16 protein-coding genes and 1 pseudogene are annotated in these 22,604 nt (G+C 67.1%); 6 read left to right on the forward strand and 11 right to left on the reverse strand.

Going from position 1 to position 22,604, the window contains the following annotated elements:
• The first annotated feature begins 28 nt into the window (after positions 1 to 28).
• On the forward strand, positions 29 to 1,249 hold the full coding sequence (locus tag ACLJOO_RS34070) for an alginate lyase family protein (RefSeq protein WP_410791775.1): 1,221 nt from the start codon (positions 29 to 31) through the stop codon (positions 1,247 to 1,249).
• Positions 1,250 to 1,294: 45 nt separating this feature from the next.
• On the opposite strand, the gene ACLJOO_RS34075 is transcribed toward ACLJOO_RS34070, so the two are convergent.
• The 3 genes from ACLJOO_RS34075 to ACLJOO_RS34085 all read right to left on the reverse strand — a co-directional run bounded on the left by ACLJOO_RS34075 (position 1,295) and on the right by ACLJOO_RS34085 (position 7,100).
• Positions 1,295 to 4,633, reverse strand: coding sequence for an alginate lyase family protein (locus ACLJOO_RS34075; RefSeq protein ID WP_410791776.1), 3,339 nt, complete (start codon positions 4,631 to 4,633; stop codon positions 1,295 to 1,297).
• A 361-nt stretch (positions 4,634 to 4,994) separates the two neighbouring features.
• Positions 4,995 to 5,837, reverse strand: a complete 843-nt coding sequence (locus ACLJOO_RS34080) for an alpha/beta fold hydrolase (protein WP_410791777.1) — start codon at positions 5,835 to 5,837, stop codon at positions 4,995 to 4,997.
• A gap of 258 nt (positions 5,838 to 6,095) precedes the next feature.
• A complete protein-coding gene (locus ACLJOO_RS34085; RefSeq protein ID WP_410791778.1) occupies positions 6,096 to 7,100 on the reverse strand; it encodes a helix-turn-helix domain-containing protein in 1,005 nt (334 codons plus the stop codon).
• 151 nt (positions 7,101 to 7,251) lie between these two features.
• Between ACLJOO_RS34085 and ACLJOO_RS34090 the strand changes: the two genes are divergently transcribed.
• Together ACLJOO_RS34090 and ACLJOO_RS34095 are read left to right on the forward strand one after the other, a co-directional pair.
• Positions 7,252 to 7,731: a winged helix-turn-helix transcriptional regulator gene (locus ACLJOO_RS34090; RefSeq protein WP_410791779.1), complete on the forward strand. Its 480-nt coding sequence runs from the start codon at positions 7,252 to 7,254 to the stop codon at positions 7,729 to 7,731.
• A gap of 273 nt (positions 7,732 to 8,004) precedes the next feature.
• Positions 8,005 to 9,705, forward strand: a complete 1,701-nt coding sequence (locus ACLJOO_RS34095; RefSeq protein ID WP_410791780.1) for a DUF222 domain-containing protein — start codon at positions 8,005 to 8,007, stop codon at positions 9,703 to 9,705.
• Between the two features lie 106 nt (positions 9,706 to 9,811).
• On the opposite strand, the gene ACLJOO_RS34100 is transcribed toward ACLJOO_RS34095, so the two are convergent.
• The 3 genes and pseudogenes from ACLJOO_RS34100 to ACLJOO_RS34110 form a co-directional block, all read right to left on the reverse strand.
• The gene (locus ACLJOO_RS34100) at positions 9,812 to 10,477 is read right to left on the reverse strand and encodes a hypothetical protein (protein ID WP_410791781.1); all 666 of its coding nucleotides are present in this window, start codon (positions 10,475 to 10,477) and stop codon (positions 9,812 to 9,814) included.
• Positions 10,474 to 10,845 (reverse strand): hypothetical protein, encoded by a 372-nt coding sequence (locus ACLJOO_RS34105; protein ID WP_410791893.1) that lies wholly within the window; start codon positions 10,843 to 10,845, stop codon positions 10,474 to 10,476. Before ACLJOO_RS34105 ends, ACLJOO_RS34100 begins: the two co-directional genes overlap by 4 nt.
• Before the next feature lie 194 nt (positions 10,846 to 11,039).
• Positions 11,040 to 11,711 (reverse strand): annotated as a pseudogene (locus ACLJOO_RS34110) (alpha/beta fold hydrolase); the annotation flags it as partial.
• 71 nt (positions 11,712 to 11,782) lie between these two features.
• On the opposite strand from ACLJOO_RS34110, the gene ACLJOO_RS34115 reads away from it, so the two are divergent.
• Positions 11,783 to 12,841 carry a LacI family DNA-binding transcriptional regulator gene (locus ACLJOO_RS34115; RefSeq protein ID WP_410791782.1) on the forward strand — a complete coding sequence of 353 codons (1,059 nt, stop codon included), beginning with the start codon at positions 11,783 to 11,785 and terminating at the stop codon, positions 12,839 to 12,841.
• A 7-nt stretch (positions 12,842 to 12,848) separates the two neighbouring features.
• Positions 12,849 to 13,934 carry a LacI family DNA-binding transcriptional regulator gene (locus ACLJOO_RS34120; RefSeq protein WP_410791783.1) on the forward strand — a complete coding sequence of 362 codons (1,086 nt, stop codon included), beginning with the start codon at positions 12,849 to 12,851 and terminating at the stop codon, positions 13,932 to 13,934.
• Here ACLJOO_RS34120 and ACLJOO_RS34125 read toward each other — a convergent pair.
• From ACLJOO_RS34125 to ACLJOO_RS34145, 5 genes are all read right to left on the reverse strand, one after another.
• Positions 13,918 to 14,433: a LacI family DNA-binding transcriptional regulator gene (locus ACLJOO_RS34125; RefSeq protein WP_410791784.1), complete on the reverse strand. Its 516-nt coding sequence runs from the start codon at positions 14,431 to 14,433 to the stop codon at positions 13,918 to 13,920. The genes ACLJOO_RS34120 and ACLJOO_RS34125 overlap by 17 nt on opposite strands.
• An 11-nt stretch (positions 14,434 to 14,444) precedes the next feature.
• Positions 14,445 to 16,004 (reverse strand): DUF3502 domain-containing protein, encoded by a 1,560-nt coding sequence (locus ACLJOO_RS34130; RefSeq protein WP_410791785.1) that lies wholly within the window; start codon positions 16,002 to 16,004, stop codon positions 14,445 to 14,447.
• 39 nt (positions 16,005 to 16,043) lie between these two features.
• Complete coding sequence (locus ACLJOO_RS34135) at positions 16,044 to 16,955, reverse strand: carbohydrate ABC transporter permease (RefSeq protein WP_410791892.1); 912 nt, start codon at positions 16,953 to 16,955, stop codon at positions 16,044 to 16,046.
• Between the two features lie 5 nt (positions 16,956 to 16,960).
• The gene (locus ACLJOO_RS34140) at positions 16,961 to 17,881 is read right to left on the reverse strand and encodes an ABC transporter permease (RefSeq protein WP_410791786.1); all 921 of its coding nucleotides are present in this window, start codon (positions 17,879 to 17,881) and stop codon (positions 16,961 to 16,963) included.
• 106 nt (positions 17,882 to 17,987) lie between these two features.
• A complete protein-coding gene (locus ACLJOO_RS34145) occupies positions 17,988 to 18,989 on the reverse strand; it encodes a hydroxyacid dehydrogenase (protein WP_410791787.1) in 1,002 nt (333 codons plus the stop codon).
• Positions 18,990 to 19,145: 156 nt separating this feature from the next.
• On the opposite strand from ACLJOO_RS34145, the gene ACLJOO_RS34150 reads away from it, so the two are divergent.
• A complete protein-coding gene (locus ACLJOO_RS34150) occupies positions 19,146 to 22,589 on the forward strand; it encodes a putative Ig domain-containing protein (RefSeq protein ID WP_410791788.1) in 3,444 nt (1,147 codons plus the stop codon).
• Positions 22,590 to 22,604: the final 15 nt, after the last annotated feature.

Consider the following 22,604-nt stretch of genomic DNA (forward strand, 5'->3'; position numbering starts at 1 on the left):
ACACACCACCGCCCCGAAGGAGAAGGACATGTACGAGAGGGAGATCGATCGACGTACCATCCTGAAAGCCGCCGGAGGTGTGGCCGCTGCGGGAGTAGCGGCCATGGCCGGCGTCACCGCATTCGACCGGCGCGCGGACGCCGCACCCGCCACGTTCACCCACCCCGGAGCGCTGCACAACTGGGGTGACCTCAATCGGGCCAAGGTCCGGGTTGCGGCGGGCGACGACCCATGGCTGTCCGGCTGGAACCGCCTCACCGCCAACTCGCATGCGCAGTCCACCTGGGCACCGAGGCCGCAGGCGACGATCATCCGCGGCGGCACCGGCGAGAACTACGGCATCCTCTACAACGACATCCACGCCGCCTATCAGAACGCCCTCCGCTGGTGGGTGCAGGGATCGACCGCGCACGGCGACTGCGCACGCAACATCCTCAACGCCTGGTCGGCCACGCTGACCTCGATCAGCGGCAACGCAGACCGGTTCCTGGCGGCCGGCATCTACGGGTACCAGTTCGCAGCGGTCGCCGAGCTGATGCGCGGCTACTCGGGCTTCGACCTGGCACGGTTCAAGACGATGATGCTCAACGTCTTCTACCCGATGAACAACTCGTTCCTCATCAACCACAACGACGCCTGCATCACGAACTACTGGGCCAACTGGGATCTCTGCACCATGAACTCGATCCTTGCCATCGGCATCCTCTGCGACGACGCCGCGAAGTACGACCAGGCCGTCAACTACTTCAAGACCGGCGCCGGCAACGGCTCGATCAAGCACGCCGTGCCGTTCGTGTACGACGACCAGGGCCTCGCGCAATGGCAGGAGTCGGGGCGCGATCAGGGCCACACCATGATGGGGATGGGCCAGATGGGCGCGTTCTGTGAGATGGCCTGGAACCAGGGTGAAGACCTGTACGGCTACGACAACAACCGCTTCCTGAAGGCAGCGCAGTACGTCGCGAAGTACAACCTCGGCCAGGATGTACCGTTCACGAAGTACACCTGGGGCACCGGCCAGAACTGTGCCTATCAGGAACACACTGTCATCTCGAGCGCGAGCCGCGGCCAGATCCGGCCGGTGTGGGAGATCCTGCACTTCCACTACACCAGGCGTAAGAACCTCTCGGTGCCGTACATCTCGGCCATGGCCGCTCAGGTCCGCCCCGAGGGCGGAGGCGGCGACTACGGCTCGACGAGCGGCGGCTTCGACCAGACCGGTTTCGGCACTCTGGCATACGCCAAGTAGTTCGCACAGTGGCCCGGCCCCTCGAGGGCCGGGCCACTGTCCGTTTCAGGTCAGTGCGACGTGGTCGAAGACGGCGGTGTTCAGGGCGAAGGGATCGCCCGAGACAACGGCCAGCCCCACGTAGTAGGGCGCGGAACCGAACGTCTCGATCTGTCCCGGTACGCCGAGCGCGATCCAGCTCTCGCCGTCGGTGGAAACCTCCGCGGAGAAGGCGTTTCCGGTACGCCGGATGCGCAACCAGCCGGGCGCACCGGTACCGGTCGCGGTCACGAGGCCGGTCGCCACGCGCAGCCGCTGAACGAACTGCGGCGTACCGCCGTTAAGGACCAGGCCGGCCAGTTGGTCGAACGGTGACAGCGACTTGGTCATCAGCACGCCAACCCGGCCGGCATCGCCCCGACTCACGACGCGCGCCGTGAACGTCGCGTTACCGGTCACGGGCAGATAGGCGAACTGGACCGTCATGCCCTGCCCGATCACGTTCAGATCCGAGCCGGCTCCCCGAACGGTGAACTGACCGTCGTAGCTGGTGATCCCCGGTGTTCTGATCGCGACGGCGCTGACGCTCCCGAGTTGCCGCTCGTCCAGCACATAGTCACCGATATCGGCGTACTGCCACGGCGCCGGCGGAGGTGCTGCAACGGTGAGTGTGACCTCTGCGGAGCCGACGCCGGCGGCATTGCGCGCGGAGACACCCAGCTTGGCCGTCCCGGTCCTGAGCGGCCTGCCGCTGATGACACCGGTCTTCCGGTCCAGGGACAGACCGTCCGGCAGACCGGTCGCTGCGAAGCTGATCGGATCGTTGCTGGCGGCAACCCGGAAGCGGAACCCCGTGCCGGTGTTCGCGAACGCGGATCCGGCGCTCGTGATCGACGGCACGGCCGGCGTCGGCATTGTCACCGTCAGCTTCGACGAGTCGGGCCCGGTCCCGGCCGCGTTCGTCTTCGCGACCACGTAGTCGTAGCTCTCGCCCGGCACCGCCGTGACGTCCCGGTAGCGGGTCTCCACACCGAACCCGATCGGCGCCACGCCTGAGGCGATCACCCGGTACGGTCCACCGGCGTACCGGCGTTTGACGGTGTACGTCGCCGACACGTCCAGATCGGACCACGCCAACTCGATCGCACTCTCCGCGCTACCGCCCCGAAGTTCACCGAGCGGCGCACCCGGCGCATCAGTCGTCCATCCCTGGACGGTCACGTTGTCGAAGGCGGCCGTGGTCGACTCCGCGTACGGCTGGTCAACCCCGAGTGCCCCACAGGTCGCGAGACCCGCGTAGACATCCCGACCGAGGTGAACCCGGGACGAGCCGACCTCGGTCCACGCAACGCCGTCGGGTGAGATGGATCCGGTCAGGACGTCTCCCCTGCGGACGAGCCTGACCCAGTACGGTCGCCGCAGCCGGTAGCCGTCGCTCGCGGCCTCGACGTACGGCGGCGGCAAGGGAGTCGCGGACTCCGGGAGCGTGCCGAGATCGGAGATCGGGAATCCCGCGTTGACAGTAATGCTCTGCTGTTGCGTCGGCGGTACGACGGTGCTGCCCGTCGCCGTCGTACGCGTGCCGCCGACGGGCCGAACCGTCCACACGCCGCTCCAGGTGTGCAACGGCAGCCCCTTGATCAGCATCGAGGCATGCGCCGAGGACGCCGACAAGCTCTGCCGCATCATCACGCCGATGGTCGCGTACTGCGAACTCACCGGGTGCACCACCCGCGCCGTCAGCACCCCGTCACCACGCAGCGGCACAGACACGAACCGGAAACTGTCCTGCTCACCGCCGATGTCCACGCCGCCTGCCTCGACCGTGAACATTTCCCCGTCGTAGCCCGTACTGCCCGCAACCACAACCCGGCCGATGTCCTGACTCACCCACGGATCCGGGCGCGCCACCCTCACCGGCAGCGACTCACTGCTCGCGCCTGCCGGGTTCTCGGCCCGGACCTTGTATGTGTAGGCGTGTCCGCGCGCGGACGTGTCGGTCCAGGTCGTCGATCGAATGCCTTCGGCAACGACCGCGTAGTGCCCAGCGCTGCCGGTCGCTCGGCTGATCGTGTAGCTGCTCGCGTCCGCGCCGCTCCGCGGTTCGACCGACGCCGCCCACGACACCACTACCCCGCCGGCCGCCGCCCGCGCCGTCAAACCGCTCGGAACACCCGGTGGTACGTCGGGCGCGCTCTGAGACACCGCAGTCCGGGCCTGGGTGAACGTGCCCCAAGCGGGGTGGTCGTCGCTGTTCCCCTCGACGAAGCGCGTGCCGCCGGCGCCCCGGAACACCACTCGTTCGACGTTCGGCGCGGACAGTCCGCGCCGGCTGACGTAGTGGGCGTAGGCAAGTTCGTAGATCGGCTGGAAAGCGCCGCGGTTGATCGTGGAGATCGCCGTCTTGACGTACTTCCCGGTGCGGTCGAGATCGGGCGTGAACGACACCGCGTCATCGCCCAGGTTGTAGCGAGCGGTGTACTCGAAGCCGCGGAGGATCCTGTTGTCCAGCCGCCCGAACAGATCGACACCCTGGCTCCAGGCCACCGCGGCGCAGTTTGCCAGAAGCCCCAACGCCAACTGCGCATAAGACTGCGATCGACCACTCTCCTGCCCCTGCCCGGTCGCCGACACGACGATGTGTTCGATCCGGCCGTTGCCCGCACCCTCCACGGCGTAACGCACAGCGTTCTCGAACATCACCCGGTCGTCGCAGAACACCGCGATCGCCAGAACCGCCTGCAAAGCGGCGAGATCCCAGTTGCCGTTGGCAAACAGCGCATAGCCTGACACGGCCGGATACCAAACCTTGCGGAACGACTCCTCGCACCGCCGGACAGCAGCAGGCGACCACCCGTCGTACCCGCTGTGCCGCAGGATCTCGGCGGCGTTCGCGAACTTGAACACCTGCAGTCCGACGCCGAGCTGCCCGTCCGCGCCGGTGATCGCGGTCAAGCTGGCCGACCATGCGTCCAGGATGTCCCGCGCCTTGTCCGCGTATCGCACATCACCAGTGGCCGACCACATCAACGCGTTCTGGTAAGCAGCGCCCGAATCGTTCACCGCCTCACTCATGAAGTTCGCCGGCCCACGCCCCCAGGAAGTGACCTGCCCGACGTTGCGAACGACATAGTCGTACGACGACCTGTTGTTCGCCGCCATCGCCAAGAACCCGTCGTACGCCGGACTCACGCGATCTGCCACGCCGCGCCGCATCCGCTGCACATCATCCACATCGTGCAACAACCCTGGATGCCTGAATGCTGCCGGCGCCGCGGACCCGGTCGGTGCCGCGGACGACGTGGCGGCGGATCCGAGCTGACCCGCGAGCACCGAGCCGCCGGAAGCGATCAGCAACGTCCGGCGGCTCATGGTCGACAACGAGGTGACATCGGGTTCCGGCATCTGCGCTCCTCCTCGAAAACCGCTGGTTGAGCGGCCAAGCTAATGAGCGGCAGGCACAACCGGTCAACGGTTCGCAGGCGTGCTGCCCGGACAGAAACTTTCGCCAGACCCTCAGCTCGACTTCAAGGAGGCACCGAACAGCCGAGCATGTGATGTGGGCGCGGGCCTGGGGGTGCTCGATAAGGATCTCGCCTTCCAGGTCGGCGACGGTGATCTTGTCGCCGGCGGTGATGACGAGGACCTGCTGGAAGCCTCGTCGCCCGTCGACGAGGTCCCGCAGGCCGTCGGGTCCGTTGTCGATCGCATTGGCGATGAGCGCGACATCGGTCGTCGATCCGTGCACTTCTTGGCGGTTGGTCGGTCAGCTGGTGGCACGGGCGGCGTCGACGATCACGCCGGTCACCACGTCCGGGTCGGAGATCATCGACAGGTGCGGCGCGTCGACCTTGGTGATGTGCGCGCCGGCGCGGTTCGCCATGATCTGCTGCTCCGCCGGCGGCAGTACCTTGTCCGCCGTACCGATGACGTCCCAGGACGGGATGGTCTTCCACGCCGGAACACTGTCGAGGGTCTCAGTGAGCGTGCTGGCGGTCAGCGGTCGCTGGGTGGCGGCCAGGCCGGCGGCCTGCCTGGCAGGGATGCCACAGGCGAAGAGGCCCGCGAACTGATTCGGCTTGATGTAGACGTCGGCGTTGACGACTTTCCCGCCGGCGTCGTGGATCGGCACCGTGGTGATCGAGCTGCTCGGGTCCAGTTCGGAGCCGGGCTGTGCGGCGGCGAGCGCGCCCAGGCTGTCGCCTTGGTCCGGGATGAAGGCATCCACGTAGACGAGGGCCTTGACGTTGGGGTTGCCAGTGGCAGCGCTGGTGGTCACCATGCCGCCGTAGGAGTGCCCGACGAGCACGACCGGGCCAGGGATCGTGGCCAGCAGATCACGCAGGTACAGCGCGTCGGTTGCGAGACCGCGCAACGGGTTTGCCTCGACATCGACGGTGTATCCGGCGCTCTGCAGCTTTGCCGTGACGGCGGACCAGCTCGAGCCGTCGGCCCACGCGCCGTGCACAAGCACGATCGTCGGTTTGGGCGACGCGTCGCTCTGCGTGGTTTGCGCGCTGCTGGCGCTGGCACTGCCCACGCCCAGCGCGAGCACGCCGGCGGTGAGAGCCGCGACGGCGACGGGCAGTGACTTCTTCGGTGTACGCATGGCATTTCCTTTGCAGGGTCGTGATCCGCTCAGCAGCCTCGCCGGGCGGGGGTCGGCGCCGAGCTTGGAGAGAAGCTTGAGCAGCGCCGCGTGAACGGCTCGGCGTACGTCCAGAAGGTGGCGTCTGGGCCGCCCGTCGAGGACACCGTCGGTGGTGTCGAAGTCGACGCTAGGGTCCGACGCAGCCGCTCGCGCCGCTGTGCGGGTCATCCTGCACACCGTGCAGATACCTGTGCACGGATGATCCACCGAGACGGACTACTCCGTCGGCGCGATCAGGGTCGAGAGGCCCGTGGCGCCTACCGGATCACGGTCCGCCAGGGTTCGCCACTCGCGCGGCGAGAGCCCGTACGCCGCACGGAAGACGCGGCCGAAGCTGGACGGATCGGTGAATCCCCAACGCCGGGCGATCGTTGCTATCGTCAACGATCGCAACCCTGGCCGGGCGAGGTCTTCGCGGCATCCCTCCAGCCGCTGACTGCGGATCCAGTCACCGAGCGAGATCCCGCCCGCGGCGAGGACGTTGTAGAGGTGCCGGACCGAGATGTGGTGCTCGGCCGCGATCTCGCCGGGGTGCAGCCCGGGGTCGCCCAGACGGGCGCGGACGTACTCGAGGATCCGCAACCGCAATGTCGCGTGCGGTGGTTCCTTCCCCTGTGCGGTGGCATCCAGGTGGGTGGTGATGAGCGCACGGACCAGTTCGACACTCGGGTTGCTCACCGCGTCAGCCGCCGGATGGCCGTAGATGTCCGGGCGGCTCGCCAGCCGATACAGATAGGTGGCGACCAGGTCGGCGATCGGATGCCCGGGGCTGAGAGTCGTGGCGCAGATCTGTCTGATCGCGTCGTGCGGCAGACCCAGGGCAGCGATGGGGATCCGGAAGAAGTGCTGGCGGATGCCGTCGGAATCGACCAGCGTGTACGGCGCGGTCGAGTCGTAGATGACCAGATCGCGTGGTTTGAGGACCGCTTCCCGGCCACCCTGGACGACCAGGCTTGAACCGGCCAGTTGAAGACCGAGGAAGATGCTCGGCGCAAGCTCGTCCCGGGCCAGGGCCGGGGTCCGCTCCACACTGAGCGCGTTCGAGCGGACCGAACACACCGTCAGCTGTCCGAGCTGACTGATGGCGCCGTAGGCAGCCGCCGGCCCGGCCTCGGCCGGGAAATCGATCTCGACCCGGACCTTCGCGCTCCCGATCGTCTCCCGCACCACCTCAGCCCGATCGGCGACAGGCACGCTTCGCGTATCAAGAATGTCTGTCATCCCGCCCACCTTCGATCCGCGGCACCAGCTCACGACCATCCGCCCAGGCGGCCGTCTCTGCGACGCCGCTGCAGTCGGGCTGACTTCTGTTTATCTAAGTCAGGGTACGATCCAGACTATTGTCCACGCAAGTCAGCCCTACACTCGTGACATGACAGATCTGCTCAGCCACCGGGAGACCTGGTCGATGGCCAACTGCTCGGTCGCCGCCTCGATCGACGTCGTCGGCACTCGTTCGGCGATCCTGGTCCTGCGGGAGGCGATCTTCGGCACCCGCCGATTCGAGGACTTCGTCCACCGAGTCGGGATCGGTGAGCCCGCGGCGGCAGCCCGGCTCAAGGAACTGACCGCCGCCGGGCTGCTGGAGCGGGTGCCCTACCAGGAGCCCGGTCAGCGGACCCGGCACGAATACCAATTGACCGCCAAGGGAATGGACTTCCAGCCCGTTGTCTATGCCCTGCTTCAATGGGGTTCGAAGTGGGAGACCGACGAGGCGGGCCCGCCCCTGCGTGCGACCCACCGCGCCTGCGGCGCAGCCGTCGGAGTCCGCATCCGTTGCGACGCGGGCCACGATGTGGATCCGGGTGACGTCGCAATCGAGGCAGGCCCGGGGCTGATCACAGTTTCCTGACTTCGCATCCCAGGGCCCGGTCGCGCGCATCATTGCGCGTTTTGAGTTTCCTGGTATCGCGATACGGACACGGGGATCAACAGACTCGTTCTTCGGCACCGGCGCGATCGACCGAGCCAGGCCCTCACCCGCGCCGCCGACTCACCGAAGTGCCACCACCAAGATCCCCGAAAGTGTCACCGATGTCCTGATGCAGAACTGTCACCGATGTCCTGCGACATGACACCGAGCAGCCGATTTTGAGCTGTCGAACATTTGTTCTAATATAAGTGCATGACGGCGACCATGGAGAAGGAGGTCACGCCTTCGCTGGATGGAGCGGAGGCGGCTTGGTTGGACGCCGTGGAGCCTCCCGATGATCTGTATGACCCCGAGGACCCGCATCCTCCCCGGTACCTGTGCGAGGAGGATCTGTACGACGACCTGCCGCCGATGTCGCGGGTCGACGGCCTGGAGTGGGAGTTGTGGGCCGGGGTAGATCAGGACGAGACCGAACGCGAGATGCTGCGCCTGAAGGCGCCGGCGTGGGTGTTCCTGCCACCCGGCGCCGAACTGGCCGCCGCGCTGGAGCCGGTGCGACCACAGTGCGAGTCGCCGATGGCGCTGATCGAACTGATGAAGGCCGCGTCCCGGATGGTGTCGTGGGCGGAGTCGATCAAGGCCGACGCGATGGCGTCGTTCGTCCGCCAACGCAAGGCCCAGGCAACAGAGATTCCCCGGCCGACCCAGATCGACTCCTCGGGCCGCCCCATCGATCCCGAGCGCTCCTGGGCCGCCGAGATCGGCGCCGCTCTGCACCTGTCCAAGGACACCGCCGCTCGCCACATCGACACCGCCCTGCACCTGACCGGCCCACTCGCCGCCACTCACACCGCACTGAGCTGCGGTGCCCTGACGTGGTCCAAGGCCCTCTCGATCTCCGAGGCCACCCGGCACCTGCCCGACGACGCGGCCCAAGCCGTCGAATCCCATGTCCTGCGCCGTGCCGCGTCCCAGACCCACGCCAACCTGCGCAAGTCCCTCCGCAGACAGGTCGCCAAACACTGCGCCGCGGACGAGGCCAACCGGCACCGTGAGGCGGTTCGAGACCGCACCTGCAAAATCGTGCCGCTGGCCGACGGCATGGCCGGTCTCTGGGTCGTCCACACCGCCGACAAGATCCAGCAGATGTGGGTCGTCGTGCAGGCCATGGCCGACCTCGCCAAACGAGGCACCTCGTCCGTGCCGACCGCCAGTGCCGACGGCGCACCAGCAACCGATGCGGCCGGCAACTGTGCGGCCGATCGATCGCCAGAGGCAACGACTGGTGCGGTTCGTGCCACGGCAGACGGGGAACCAATGCGAGACGATCGCACCGCCGAGCAGCGGCGTGCCGATGCCATCGTCGACGTCTTCGAACACATGCTGCACAACGGCCTCGACTGGCTCGGCCGCCGGCTACCCGACCACCACCGCCGACGACCCCACATCGAGATCTTCGTCCCCATCACCACCCTGCTCGGGATGGACGACAACCCCTGCGAACTCACCGGCTACGGGCCCATTCCCGCCGAGATGGCGCGCCGCATCGCCACCGACGGCACCTGGCGACGCCTGCTCACCGACCCCACCAACGGCGTCGTCCTCGATGCCTCCACCACCCGCCACGACCCCGGCACCGCCGTCACCGAAACCCTGCTTGCCCGCCACCCCGTCTGCGCCTGGCCCGGCTGCAACCGCACCTCCCGCGAATGCGACCGGGACCACACAACCCCCTTCGCACAAACCGGCCGAACGACCCTCACCGGGCTTGTGCCCTACTGCGAGTACCACCACGTCGTGAAGGACACGCCGGCGTGGGGATGGACCAGCACCGCCCACCCCGACGGCTCCGTCACCCTCACCGCACCCACCGGCCACCGCTACACAACAGTCCCGCCCGCCCGCGGCCCCATCGCACAGGAGCAAAAGACCCACGACCCTCCACCGTTCTGAAGCGAGCAACGGGTCAGAGCCCGGACCCCGCTCCGACTCAGCCCTCCCTCTCGAAGCCTGCTCTCACGCTGGACGGGTCTTCACGAGTAGTCCTGATCGGGTGTTGTCAGCGTTCCTTCGACTTGGACATACCTGTACCAGGTCGGTTGACGTTCGCCTGCGGCGCCGCGGCCAACTTCGGCGCCGTGCTGGCCGGCGGGCTGTCCCGAAGGATCTGCGCCTGCCTCAGCAGATCGCCCGGCACCGGAATCCGATGCGGCGTCGTCCGCACGCCCTCCCGCTGGGGCCCAATGTCCGGACGTCCTCCGCCGGTCACCCCAAGGAGCTCCTGGGAAGGCATACCCAGTGTCCGGCCCAAGCGCTTCCCCGCTATGTCCGCGGGATCGTTCGAACGGTGGGCGAAAGCGATCGGCTGCCGGTAGGGCTGAGCGTCCGGATCCTGCACAACTCGATCACCCTCGATCACCGGCAGCGGATCGAATTCGCGGTAGACCAACCGATGCGACGGCCCTCGCTCGAACCCACCTGGCGTGAACTCACGGTCCACGGGAACCTTCAGCTCCGCGCAGTCCCGCAGGTCGTACGACTGCGGCCCGTAACCGAGTTGCTTGCCCTGGTACTCCCCCTCGCGCTCCTCACGCAACGCCCGCAGCGCAGCCACCGCTGCTTGGAATTCGCGGCCGGCGGGGCTGTCTCGGTCCTGCTTCCAGGCCTCGTGCAGCCGGTCCATGTCCCGACTGAAGTCAGGATGGTGGATCAGGTAGTAGGTCACGGCGTCCCGTCACCGTCGGTCGTGCCACCGCCCTTCGGCTTCAACTCGTCGCTGTCGGGGTCGAGCCCGTACCTGTCCATCATTTCCTCGTACGTCTCCCACTTCGACGGATCGTCGTTGGCGAGGCGTTGGCGGACCATGTCCTCCCGGCGGCGGTCGTTGTCCGCGTCCTCCTTCAAGGTTTCGTACTCTGACCATTGCTCGAAGGAGATGACGACACCCTCCGGACGAGGCTGGTCGCCGAAGAAGACCGGCGCGGTGTTGCCGGAACGGAAGAGTTCGAGGACCCTGCCGAGGCTCTGGCCGACGGTGGGGGTGTCGATGACCCGGACTCGGTCGCCGTTCGGGAGGTCGTAGAGGGCTTCCATGATTGCTCCGATGCGGGAAGGTCGGACACGTTGCGTGATCCAGGATAGTTTCCGCGCGCATCTTCTCGGGGGAGATTTCCACAGGCTCTATCAGGCGACTCGGGCAGTGAGGTCAGCCAACTCTCGATCAGGTTGACGAACTGCGTCGGACGCTCGTGGTGGAGGAAGTGGCCGCAGCCGTTCCACAGGACGACTCGTGATCCGTAGGGCAGCGACAGGCTGATGTCCCACGCGGCCATCGTGGGAGTTGGGCGGATGCACAGGAGTGGTCGGGTCAGGCCCGCCAGTCGACTGGCAGCGGCTGGACGCGCGCCGAAGGCATCTGGGTCCGTGTACATCCCTGCGTAACTGTCGGCGAGCACATGCCCCGGTGTCGCGAGCAACTGGTCGCGAACCGCGCCGGCAGGCAGTCCGAGTTGGCGGACAGCCGCCTTCGGTCCGTCGTTCCGGAGCGCGGCGAGACGCTGCTCGAAGGTGGCTACCTCTGCTTCGTCCGCGCCGTACGCCGGATCGATGACCACGACCGCCGCGACCAGGTCAGGGCGTTCCAGTGCGAGCTCCGCGACGATCTGTCCGCCCATCGAGTGCCCGACCGCCACGACCGGCCCGAGATTCATTCGGTCGACGAGCATCGCGAGATCTGCCGCGTAGTCCGCCGGCCGATACCCGTGCCGCAGTACCGGCGAACGCCCGTGACCGCGCAGGTCCACCGTGATGACACGGCGGCCCGCGAAACTCAGGCCGCTCCACGCGCGGCTGTCACCACCCCAGCCATGGACGAGCAGCAACGGATCACCCGTACCGGTGTCGCTCAGCCAGATCGGAACCCCGCGGGCTTCGACATTCGCCGCCATGGATGGCAGCATAGTTAACGTTTTCTACACCAAGTCAGGGCGAGGCCCGGACAGAAATTTTCGACGGACAAAGGGGTTGGCGCGTGGCTGGAGTGAGCCTCGGGAGCCGTCCGACGGTGAAGGACGTCGCCGCGGCCGCGGGCGTGAGCGCCACGACGGTTTCGCGGGTGCTCGCCGGGAACTACCCGGTCAGCGCCTCGACCCGGAAACGGGTGCTCCGGGCCGTCCAGGACCTCGACTACGTGATCAACGCGCAGGCCCGCGCCCTGGTCGGCGGCACGACGCGGACCGTCGCGTTCATCGTCCGCGACCTCGTCGGCCCGCTGTTCGCCTACATCGGGCAAGGCGTCGAGCAGCAAGCCACCGCCGAGGGCCGGGTGTGTCTCGTCTGCACCCATCACGGCGACGCCGATCGCGAACTCGAACTCATCGAACTGATGCGCGAGCAACAGGCCGAGGCGGTCGTGCTCGTCGGCGGCGGCATGCGTACGCCGGAACACCTCGAGCGGATGGCACAGATCGCGCGTTCCCTCGAGCGGGTCGGCTCGCGCCTGGTGCTCTGCGGGCGCCCGCCGATAGGTCCGGACGCACCGGCGACAGTCGTCGAGTACGACAACGAGGGCGGCGCGTTCGCGGTGACGAACTACCTGCTCTCACTTGGCCATCGCCGGATCGCGTTCGTCGGCGCTGCCGAGCCGGACCACACCACGACCAGCGCACGCTTCGACGGCTTCACCCGCGCCCACGCGGCGCACGGCCTGACCGTCGATCCCGGCCTCGTTGCCGGCGGCACCTTCGATCGCGAGTCCGGCTACCGGCAGACCAAGGCCCTGCTGGCCCGCGACACCGGCATGACCGCCGTCGTCGGCATCACGGACATCGTCGCCAGCGGTGTCCTCGCCGCGCTCCACGAGTCCGGGCTCCGGGTCCCTGAGGACGTCTCGGTCGCTGGGTACGACGACATTCCGCTCAGCGCCGATCTCCATCCGGCGCTGACCACGGTCCACATCCCGCACGAGGAACTCGGGCGTTCCGCCGTACGGCTCGCACTGCATCGGGACGACTACGCGCAGGATCAGCACCTGATGCTCGGGACGCACGTGGTGATCAGGAAGTCGACCGCACCGCCCAGGGATCGCTAGGAGACGCATGGCAAACAGCAGTACGCCGGGGTCCGGTAGGCGCAAGTCTTCGAGCTCGCCCACCCTGGCCGACGTCGCCGCGCACGCCGGGGTGTCGCCCGCGACGGTCTCCCGCGTCCTGGCCGGCAACTACCCGGTCTCCCGATCGGCGAATCAGCGCGTTCTGCGATCGATCCGCGAGCTCAACTACTCCGCGAACACCCACGCCCGGGCCTTGGCCGGTGTGCAGACGAAGACGATCGCGTTCATCCTGGCCGACGTACGCGGCCAGTCGTTCGCGGACGCGGCGCACGGCGTCGAGCAGGAGGCGTCACGCCGTGGATGGCTCAGCCTGATCGGCACCACCCAGGGCGACTCGGAGCGGGAGCTCGCCCTCGTGCGACTGATGCGCGAGCAGCGCGCCGGCGCGGTGATCCTGATCGGTGGTGTCACCAACGAAGCCGCCGACTACCGCGCGAAGATGACCGACCTGGCCCGCTCACTGCACTCCGCCGGTTCCCTGCTGGTGTTGTGTGGACGACCTCCGCTGGGCGACGACGTACCGACCGCCGTGATCGAGTACGACAACGAGCAGGGCGCCTACGCGATGACCAGCCACCTGTTGTCGCAGGGGCATCGCCGGACCCTTTTCCTTGCCGGTCCCGAGCGTCAGAGCACCAGCATGCAGCGGTTGGCCGGACATCGACGGGCCCTGCACGACTTCGGCGTACCGGATGCGCCGGAGCTGGTCGAGCACGGCGTCTTCACCCGGGCCTCCGGCTACCAGCTGACGAAGAACCGGCTGGCCGCCGGACAGGACTTCACCGCGGTCTTTGCGGCCACCGACGTCGTGGCCGCGGGCGTGTACGCCGCTGCCGCCGAGTTCGACCTGAGAGTGCCCGAGGACCTCTCGGTGGTCGGCTACGACGACGTCGAACTGGCCCAAGACCTCCGCCCCCGACTCACGTCGGTCCACGTCCCCTACGAGGAACTAGGACGAGCGGCGGCGAAGGTCGCACTGGACTCCCAGCACCAGCAACCCGACTGGACTGGAGCCCACCGCCTCTTCACCACCCACGTCGTCGTCCGCAACTCAGTCAGCCGACGCGGCTGACCATAGATGGCACGACCACTGCTGCCAGCACGTCCGAGGGCGACGAGAGGTGATCGACCTCAATGCAGGGGATGTCGTACGCGGCGAGGTAGGCCCGTTGGGTGTCGGTGAACTCGACGTCGAGGCCGATGACGCCGCGTGTGCCGCGGGCAAAGAGTCGCTCCAGCCATAGCCGGGGTACTGGCTCTCGCCCGTTCACTGTCGTGACGACGAGAGCCAGCCCTGGTTCGCGGGCGGCGTCGGCAAGGCCGGCGAGTACGTCACCGGCCCAGCCGCTGCTCTGACTGGCGACCACCACGTCGACCAGTTCGGACTCGTCGCGACGGTTTCCTGAGGTATCGGAGTCCAGTGGATACCCGGCGCGACGCAGTACCTCTCGTACCCGGGTCCTGGTGGCCGGCGCGACATCGGGGTAGGCGCGCAAGACCTTCGAGACGGTCGAGATCGACACACCGGCCTCGCGCGCGACCACCGCGAGCTTCCTCCGTGGGGCGGACATCGAGGACAGCCTCACTGGCCCTTGAGGTACGCGTTCGCCTGCTTCTCCATCTCCGCCTGCAGCTCGGAGAGACCGGCCTTGTCCACCGCCTTCTTGAGGTTGTCGAGACCCTTGTCGACGTCGACCGCCCCGATCCACAACGGATTGCCGTACTGCGTCATCGCTGCGTTGACCTGGCTGTCTTGACGCTTCACCGGCGTCACGTCCGGCACGAACGACGCGTACGGGTCCAGCGTGAAGTTGTCGTACTTCTGCGCCCAGTCGAACCACGCCTCCTCGGTCGGCGTGATGTCCTTGATCTTGAGCTCGAGCTTCTGCCGCCAGCACAACGCGAACCCGGGGAAGCTGTACTGCGACAGCTGCTGGAACTTGTCCGCGCCGACCGGCTTCCAGTCCGTGCCCTCGACGCCGTAGCTGAGCAGGTCGTGGTTCTCCTTGATCGAGACCCAGTCCTCCAGCTGCATCGCCCGCTCGTTACTGCGGCCCTTGACGTTGAGTACGACGAAGTTGTCGGCCTGGAACGTCTGGTTCGGCTTGGCGTCCTTGCCACCGCGCAGCGGGACCACGTTGGCGATCTGCGCGGTCGGTACGGCCTTCCGCAGCGGCGTGAGCGACTGCGAGGACAGCCCGTCCGTCATCGCCCACCGGGTCGCGATGCGTCCGGACTCGAACTGGGACTTGATCGTGCTCGAGTCCACGTTCAGCGCGTCCTTGTTGATGATGCCGTCGAGGTAGTACTTGCGGACCTTGTGCAGCGCGTCGACGACGCCCGGAGCTTCCCAGAACGGGATCGGCTTCGCGGATCCGGTGCTCTTCCCGTCCTGCGCCAGGTAGAACGGGAGCGAACCGCCGCTGAAGGTCTGCACACTGACGTGCGGGTTCTCCCAGTCGTGCTGGTTCAGCCAGCCGACCGGCGCGAAGGCCACCAGGAGATCCGGCATGTTCGACGAGATCCCGATCGGGGTGAGCTTCTCCTTCTGCTTGACGTCGTACCAGAACTTCTCCAACTGGTCGAACGTCGAGAGCTCCCCGGCACCGAGCTTGTCGGCCAGGTCCTGGCGGACCGTGAAGTGGTGGAACCGTGCGGCGGAGTTCACCTGCGGAATCCCGTACAGCTTGCCGGCCCACTTGTTCTGCTCGAGCAACTGCGGGTCCAGGGTCTTGCTCAGGTTCGGGTACTTGCTGATCAGACCGTCGACGGGAACCAGCGACTTGCTGGCGACCAGCTGGATCATGTTCAGCCAGCGGGCCTGCAGCGCGGTGTCGAAGTTCTCGCCGGCGGTGAACTTGAGCAGCGACTGCTGCTGGTAGTTGGACCAGGCGACGAACTGCGGAGCGATGGTGAAGCCCAGGTCCTTCTTGAGCTTCTCGTTGACCTTGGCAAGAATCGCGTCCCAGCCGGTCGGTGCGTCACCGGGCAGCAGCAGGGCGAGTGTGTCTGCGGCCTGGCCGGAGCTCGGTGACGACGAGTCTCCGCAGCCGCTCAGTCCGAGCATGGCTGCGAGTGACAGGCCGCCGCCGGCGGCCAGGAAGCCGCGCCTGCTGAGGCCGGCGGGAGATGTGGCGGGCACAATGCCTCCAGATGTTCCAGATGTTGTGGTGGGAGACCGTCAGCCTTTGGTGGCTCCCAAGGTGATGCCTTTGACGAAGTAGCGCTGCGCGAACGGGTACGCGAGCAGGATCGGGCCGATGGTGACGACCGTGAGCGCGAGCCGGAGCTGGTAGACCGGCGTCGACTGAGCTGCTGCTGTCGGCAGCATCTGCGAGAACGTGACGTTCGAGATCAGGTTCTGCAACAGCAGCGGGAGCGGGTACTTGTGGACGTCCGAGATGAACAGCAGTGCGGTGAACCACTCGTTCCAGTAGTGGACCGCGTAGAACAGGCCGACGACGGCGAGGATCGGCTTGGACAACGGCAGTCCGATCCGGAAGAAGATCTGCATCTCCCCCGCGCCGTCGACCCGGGCCGAGTCGAGGATCTCCTCCGGCAACTGGCGGAACGCCGAGACCTGGATGAAGACCAGGAAAGGCGCCACCAGCAACGGCAGGATCACCGCGAGGTAGCTGTTCTGCAGCTTGAGGTACTGCGTGACCAGCAGGTACAGCGGGACGAGTCCGCCGGCGAACAGCATCGGGATGTAGGCGAAGATCGCCAACGGCCGGCTGACATAGGGCAGTCGCCGCGCGATCACCCAGCTCAGCCCGGACGTGATGCTCAGCGCCAGCACCGTACCGACGACAGTGATGACGACGCTGGCGACGTACGCGCTGACCAGCGTCGGCCCGGTGAAGATCAGTTTGTACGCCGCGGTCGAGAACGGTTGCGGGATGAAGCTGTAGCCCTTGCCTGCCAGGGTCTGCTCGTCGGTGAACGAGCCGGACAGGATCACCCAGAACGGAATCAGGCAGACCAGCATGAACAGCGCGACGCCGATGACGCTGACGACGGTGAACGGTTCCCACCGACCGGAGCGCCGCTTGGCTGTGGTCCGGCCGGCGGCCTTGGCCAGGCTCGAGGTCATGGTGGTCACAGCAGACTCGTCTCCTTCGAGTACCGGCGCTGGATCAGCACCGCGGTCGACACCAGGACGAAGCCGACCACCGACTGGAACAGACCGATCGCGGCGGTGGTGCCGAAGTCACCGATCTGGCGCAGGGACCGGAACACGTAGGTGTCGATCACGTCGGTCGTCGGGAAGAGCGTGCCGTTGTCGCCGACGATCGCGTAGATCGTGCCGAAGTCCCCGTAGAAGATCCGGCCGACGCCGAGCACCAGCAGGACCGCGGCCGTCGGCTTCAGCAGCGGCAGGGTGATCCGGAGCGCCATCTGCGCCCGGCTCGCACCGTCGATCTGGCCCGCCTCGTAGACGTCCTCCGGGATCGAGGTGATCGCGGCCAGGAAGATGACGCTCATGTAGCCGCCCATCTGCCAGATCTTGACGAAGGTCAGGATCCACGGCCACGGTCCCGGCTCCGTGTACCAGCTGACGGTCGGCAGCCCGAAGCCGGCCAGCGCGTCGTTGACGACGCCTCCGTCTCCCGCCGGCCCGGACAGCAGGACCTGCAGCATGATCGCGATGACGACCGGCGAGACGAAGTACGGGAAGAAGATCGTCGACTGGGCCGCTCGCTTGAAGAAGCGGCCGCGGATCTCGTTCAGCATGATCGCCAGCGTCACGCCGGCGGCGAGCGTCGCGGCCAGGAACAGCACGTTCAGCACGATGGTGTTGACCAGGATCCGCTGCGCGTCGCCGGAGGCGAAGAAGTAGCGGAAGTTGTCCAGGCCGTTCCACGGGCTGCCGAAGAGGCCCTTGCTGATGTCGAACTCCTTGAACGCCACCACCAGGCCGGCCATCGGCGCGTAGCTGAACACCAGGAAGAACGCGACTGCGGGGACCGCCAGCAACCCCAGCCAGAGGCTGGAGCGCACGGGGGTTCGAGTACTCATGGGAGGAGCTCCTTCAGCACCAGATCTAGAAAGCGCTTTCCATCTGCCGTGAAGGTAGCGCTGGCGTTCAGACGTGTCAAGGCGTGGCAATCGTTGCCTTTTCCGATCAGGCGGCACGATCCAGGTCGGTGACGCCGACCCCGAAGCGGAGCGGCTCACCGACCGCGAACCGCCCCAGTTCGTCCGCGACGCACAGGCCGAGACGTCCGAGTTCGTTGCCGTGGGAGCCGGCGACATGGGGCGTGAGGAACACGTTCGGCAGCCGGTACAGCGGCGATCCGGATGGCAGCGGTTCGGGCTCTGTGACGTCCAGCACCGCAGCGATTCGCCCGGAGACCAGTTCCGCCGTCAACGCGTCGGTGTCGATCAGTTGCCCGCGCGCCGTGTTGATCAGCGTCGCACCGTCCCGGAGCATTGCAAGCTCCGATCGCCCCAGCAGATGATGGGTTTCCGCGGTCAACGGGGCATGCACACTGACGATGTCGCTCGTACTCAGCAGCGTCCCCAGATCGACGGTCGGTACGTCGAGATTCCCGGCGTACGGGTCGTACACCTGGACCCGGAACCCGAACGGCCGCAGCAGATCGAGCACCTGCCGGCCGATCCGCGAGGCGCCGATCAGTCCGACGGTACGACCGTTGTTCCCGACGTCCGGGTGGATGTAGCCGAGCTCGAAGGTCCCCTCGCGGCGATAGCGCTCCCGCAGATCGAAGGCGCCCTTACCGGCCAGCAGGATCGCGCCGAGCGTGAACTCCGCGACCGGTACGCCGTTCGCTGCTGCCGCCGACGAGACGACGATGCCGCGCTCCCAGACCTCGCGGCTCAGGTGACCCTTCACGCTCCCGGCGGCGTGCAGCACCGCTCGCAGCTTCGGGGCCGACTCGAGAAGCCGGCGGTCGATGACCGGGCATCCCCAGCCGGTGATCAGAACTTCGACCTCGGCCAGGCGATCCACGACGTACGGATCGTCGAACCGGTCGACGGGATCGGCCGGATCGACGAGCGCGAACTGCGCCAGACGCCGGCGGACGTCCGCCGGGAACAGCAGCGGCCAGTGCTCGGGGGACATGGCGACGAGCGCCGGCAGTTTTTCGGGTACGGGAGACATGCCGTCAGGCTGGCATAGAAAACGTTAACTATCAGGGGATCAAAATTTTCGGAGGTGGTCACCCGCTTCACGGCCACCGAGGCGCGATGCGAGGCTCCGACCGCTCCCCGCCTTTCATAAGCACAGGCGGCTGCCACCACACTGGAGAGTGTCCTGATGGCTGTTCTGAGATCGATCGTTCTGACCGCCCTACTGGCCGCGCTCCTCGCAGTCGTCGGAGTCGTCCCGGTCGCGGCCACGCCCGCGTCGGCCGAGGCCGACCCGCTGCCGACGCTGACCCGGGTTACGTCGGGCGCCGGCTTCGTCCATCCGGGACTCGCCGTGAGCGCATCGTCCCTCGAACTCGCTCGCAAGCAGGTCCGCGCCGGGGTCGAGCCGTGGGCGTCGTACTACGCCGCGATGAACGCGACGACGTACGCCTCCCGGACCTTCAGCTCCAAGAACCAGGGCACCGTCGTCGACCGGCCGGCCAGCAGCGCCTTCAACTCCCAGGGCATCCAGGCGAGGTTCATCGACGACGCGTTCCGGGCCTACACGCAGTCGATCCTCTACTTCATCACCGGTGATCCGGTCTACCGCGAGAACAGCCTCAAGCTGATCCGGATCTGGGCCCACATGGATCCCACTGCCTACGTCTACTACCCCGACGCGCACATCCACAGCGGAGCGCCGCTGATGCGGATGCTCGCGGCCGCCGAGATCGTGCGCTATTCGACCGTCACGGAACCGGCCGAGGACGGCTACGACCTCGGCTGGAACGACAGCGATACTGCGGATCTCACCGGCAACCTGGTGGTGCCGCTCACGCAGACGTTCCTGTACCGCAATCGCAACTTCATGAATCAGCACAGCTACTCGCTCATCGGCGCGATCGCGGGCTACGTCTTCACCGACAACCTCCCGCGCTACCGCGAGGCGGTCGAGTGGTTCTCGGTGAACTCCACCAACCCTGACGACGACACCAACGGCGCGCTCAGCAAGGTCATGCCGGTGATCGCGAAGAACGATCCGCGGAACCCGTACGGCAAGACGTTCGTCCAGTTGCAGGAGATGGGACGCGACCAGGCCCACGCCTGGGACGACGTCACGATGCTGACCCAGCTCGCCCGCGTCATCGACATCCAGGGAACCAAACTGGACCCGGTGCGCGGCACCGTGTCGACACGGCCGGACGCGGTCTCGGTGTACGCCTTCGGCGGCGATCGGCTGCTGCGTGGCTCCGAACAGTTCTTCGCGTTCATGATGGGCAAGACGATCCCGTGGATCGACACGACCCAGCGCGGCGGCGTGCTGTCCCAGGCGTACCGCGGGCGGATCTTCGACCCGACCAACGAGCTCTACACCATCTACAAGCAGCGGCTCGGCTCGGCCATGGCCGCGATCGCTCCGAGCATCACCGCAGTCGCCACGACCCAAGACTCCGGCGCGCAGTTCTACTGGGGAACGTCGGCGTACAACTTCTGGAACAGCAATCCGGACTTCAACCCGGATTCCTGGCTATCCTTCCCCGCCTCCGTCGCCGGATCGGCGCCTCCGGTCCAGCGCAACGCCCTCGTGCAGGCGGAGACGAGAACCACTCCCGTCACTCCTGGTACGTCGGTGGACAGCGGGTTCGTCCGGATGCGGGCTCGGTCCGCTGGTACGACGATCGCCGTGCGGACGTTGCTGTACGACAACCGCAACGGCTACAGCCCGGTCGGCGTACTGATCCGCACGAACGGCACGGCGACCTTGCAGATCAGGAAGGAGCAAGGGCTCGCGCCGTACCAAACGCTGACGCTTCCGAACACGCACGGCGCCTGGCGGTACGTCACCTACGACATGGACACGAGCAAACTCCGCGGCAGTGCCGGCGGCGAGTCTCTCGCCTACTACACGGTCGTCGGATCGGTCGAGGTCAGCGTCGACATCGACGCGATCAACCTCCAGGCGAAGACCCAGCTCACGCCGCCGCAGTTCGCACAGGGCTCGGACGTCAGACTGCTCGCGATCGCCGGCGAACCCTTGTCCACAACGCTCTCGGCAGCCGACTCCGACCAGCTGTCGTACGCCTCCGGAACCAACTTCCCCGCAGGCGCATCGCTCGACCAGGCAACCGGTGTCCTGACCTGGCAGCCGACAGCAAGCCAGGTCGGTGACCACAACACCTTCGTCGTCGCATCCGACGCGGCCACAGACGCCGTACTCAGGGTGCGGTTGACCGTCAGCGCGACCCGTCAGGACGCCGTGACCGCGGCGCTCGCGGGCTACGACGCCGGTACGACGTACGTCCGAGCCTCACGCTCCGCCGTCGACGCGGCGAAAGCGGCTGCTGAAGCAGATCTCGCGACCGCCGACCCGGCGACCTTCGCCGCGGATCTCGTCGCGCTGCAGGCCGCGGTCGCCCGGCTCGAGAAGCTGACACCGACGATGCCGGACGACGGCTCGTTCGACTACTGGGGTCGCGCGACCTCGGCGTCGCTGTCTCAGGTTGCCCTGGGCAACATGCTCGACGGGGACTTCAACACCACCTCCGGTGACCTGACCGCTCCGGCGATCATCGACGTCGGCGCCGGCTTCCGGGTCACGGCCGACGCGTTCGGGCTGCAGGCGCGGTACAACTTCGGCAACCGCACCCAGGGCGCGAACGTGTACGGGTCGAACGACGGCCGGGCGTGGACCCTGCTCACGTCCCGCGAGACCACGGACACCTCCGACGAAGGCTTCGCACTCGAGCGGATCCCGGTCCGCGACGACGTCCTCGGCGACAGCTTCCGGTTCCTCAAGATCCAGGTCGACCATCCCGGCGTACCCACGGATCCGGCGTACCCGGGCCTGTCGAGCTTCAGTGAGTTCCGCATCTACGGACAGCGGATGGAGATGAGTACGGCGATCAACTCGGTGTCGATCGCCTCCGACGGCAGCGACCCGAAACGCGCGCAGAACGGCGACACCGTCACGCTGACGATGACCGCCAGCGAACCGCTGAGCCAGGTCGACGCCTCGATCGAAGGGAGCGAGGCTCAGGTCACGAGCCAGGACGGCCTGCACTGGACTGCGACGATCAAGCTGCCCGACGACGTCGGCTACGGTCGCCCGTTGCGCTTCACCGTCGACTACACGACTGCGAGCGGCCAGCCCGGGGCGACGATCATCGCCACCACCGACGGCACCGCGCTCGAACTCTGGAACACCCGCGTCCGGACTGTGGAAGTCCAGCAAGGCTGGGTGGTCGCCTCCAGTCCGGCCTTCCCCGGCGTCGGCACCCCCGAGGCCAACGGCTGGCGGATGTTCGACGGGGACCTCAACACCTTCACCGACACCACCTCCGGCAACGGATGGGTCTCCGTCACTCCCCCGGCCGGCACGAACCTCACGTTCGACGCCGTCCGGGTCCGTCCGCGCAGCAACTTCCCCGCACGAGCCAACGGCGACCTCGTCCAGGGCTCGAGCGACGGCGGTACCACCTGGACCACGCTGACCACGATCAACGGCATCACCGACGGCAACCAGTGGTACGCGTTCCCGCTGGCCACGCAGGCGTCGTACCCGATGATCCGGATCGCCGACACGCACGGCGGCTTCACCAACCTCGCGGAGGTCCAGCTCCTGGACAGCTGACCAAACCGAGCTCTT

Origin of the sequence: Kribbella sp. C-35 (assembly GCF_046549195.1) — a bacterium.
Taxonomy (GTDB): domain Bacteria; phylum Actinomycetota; class Actinomycetes; order Propionibacteriales; family Kribbellaceae; genus Kribbella.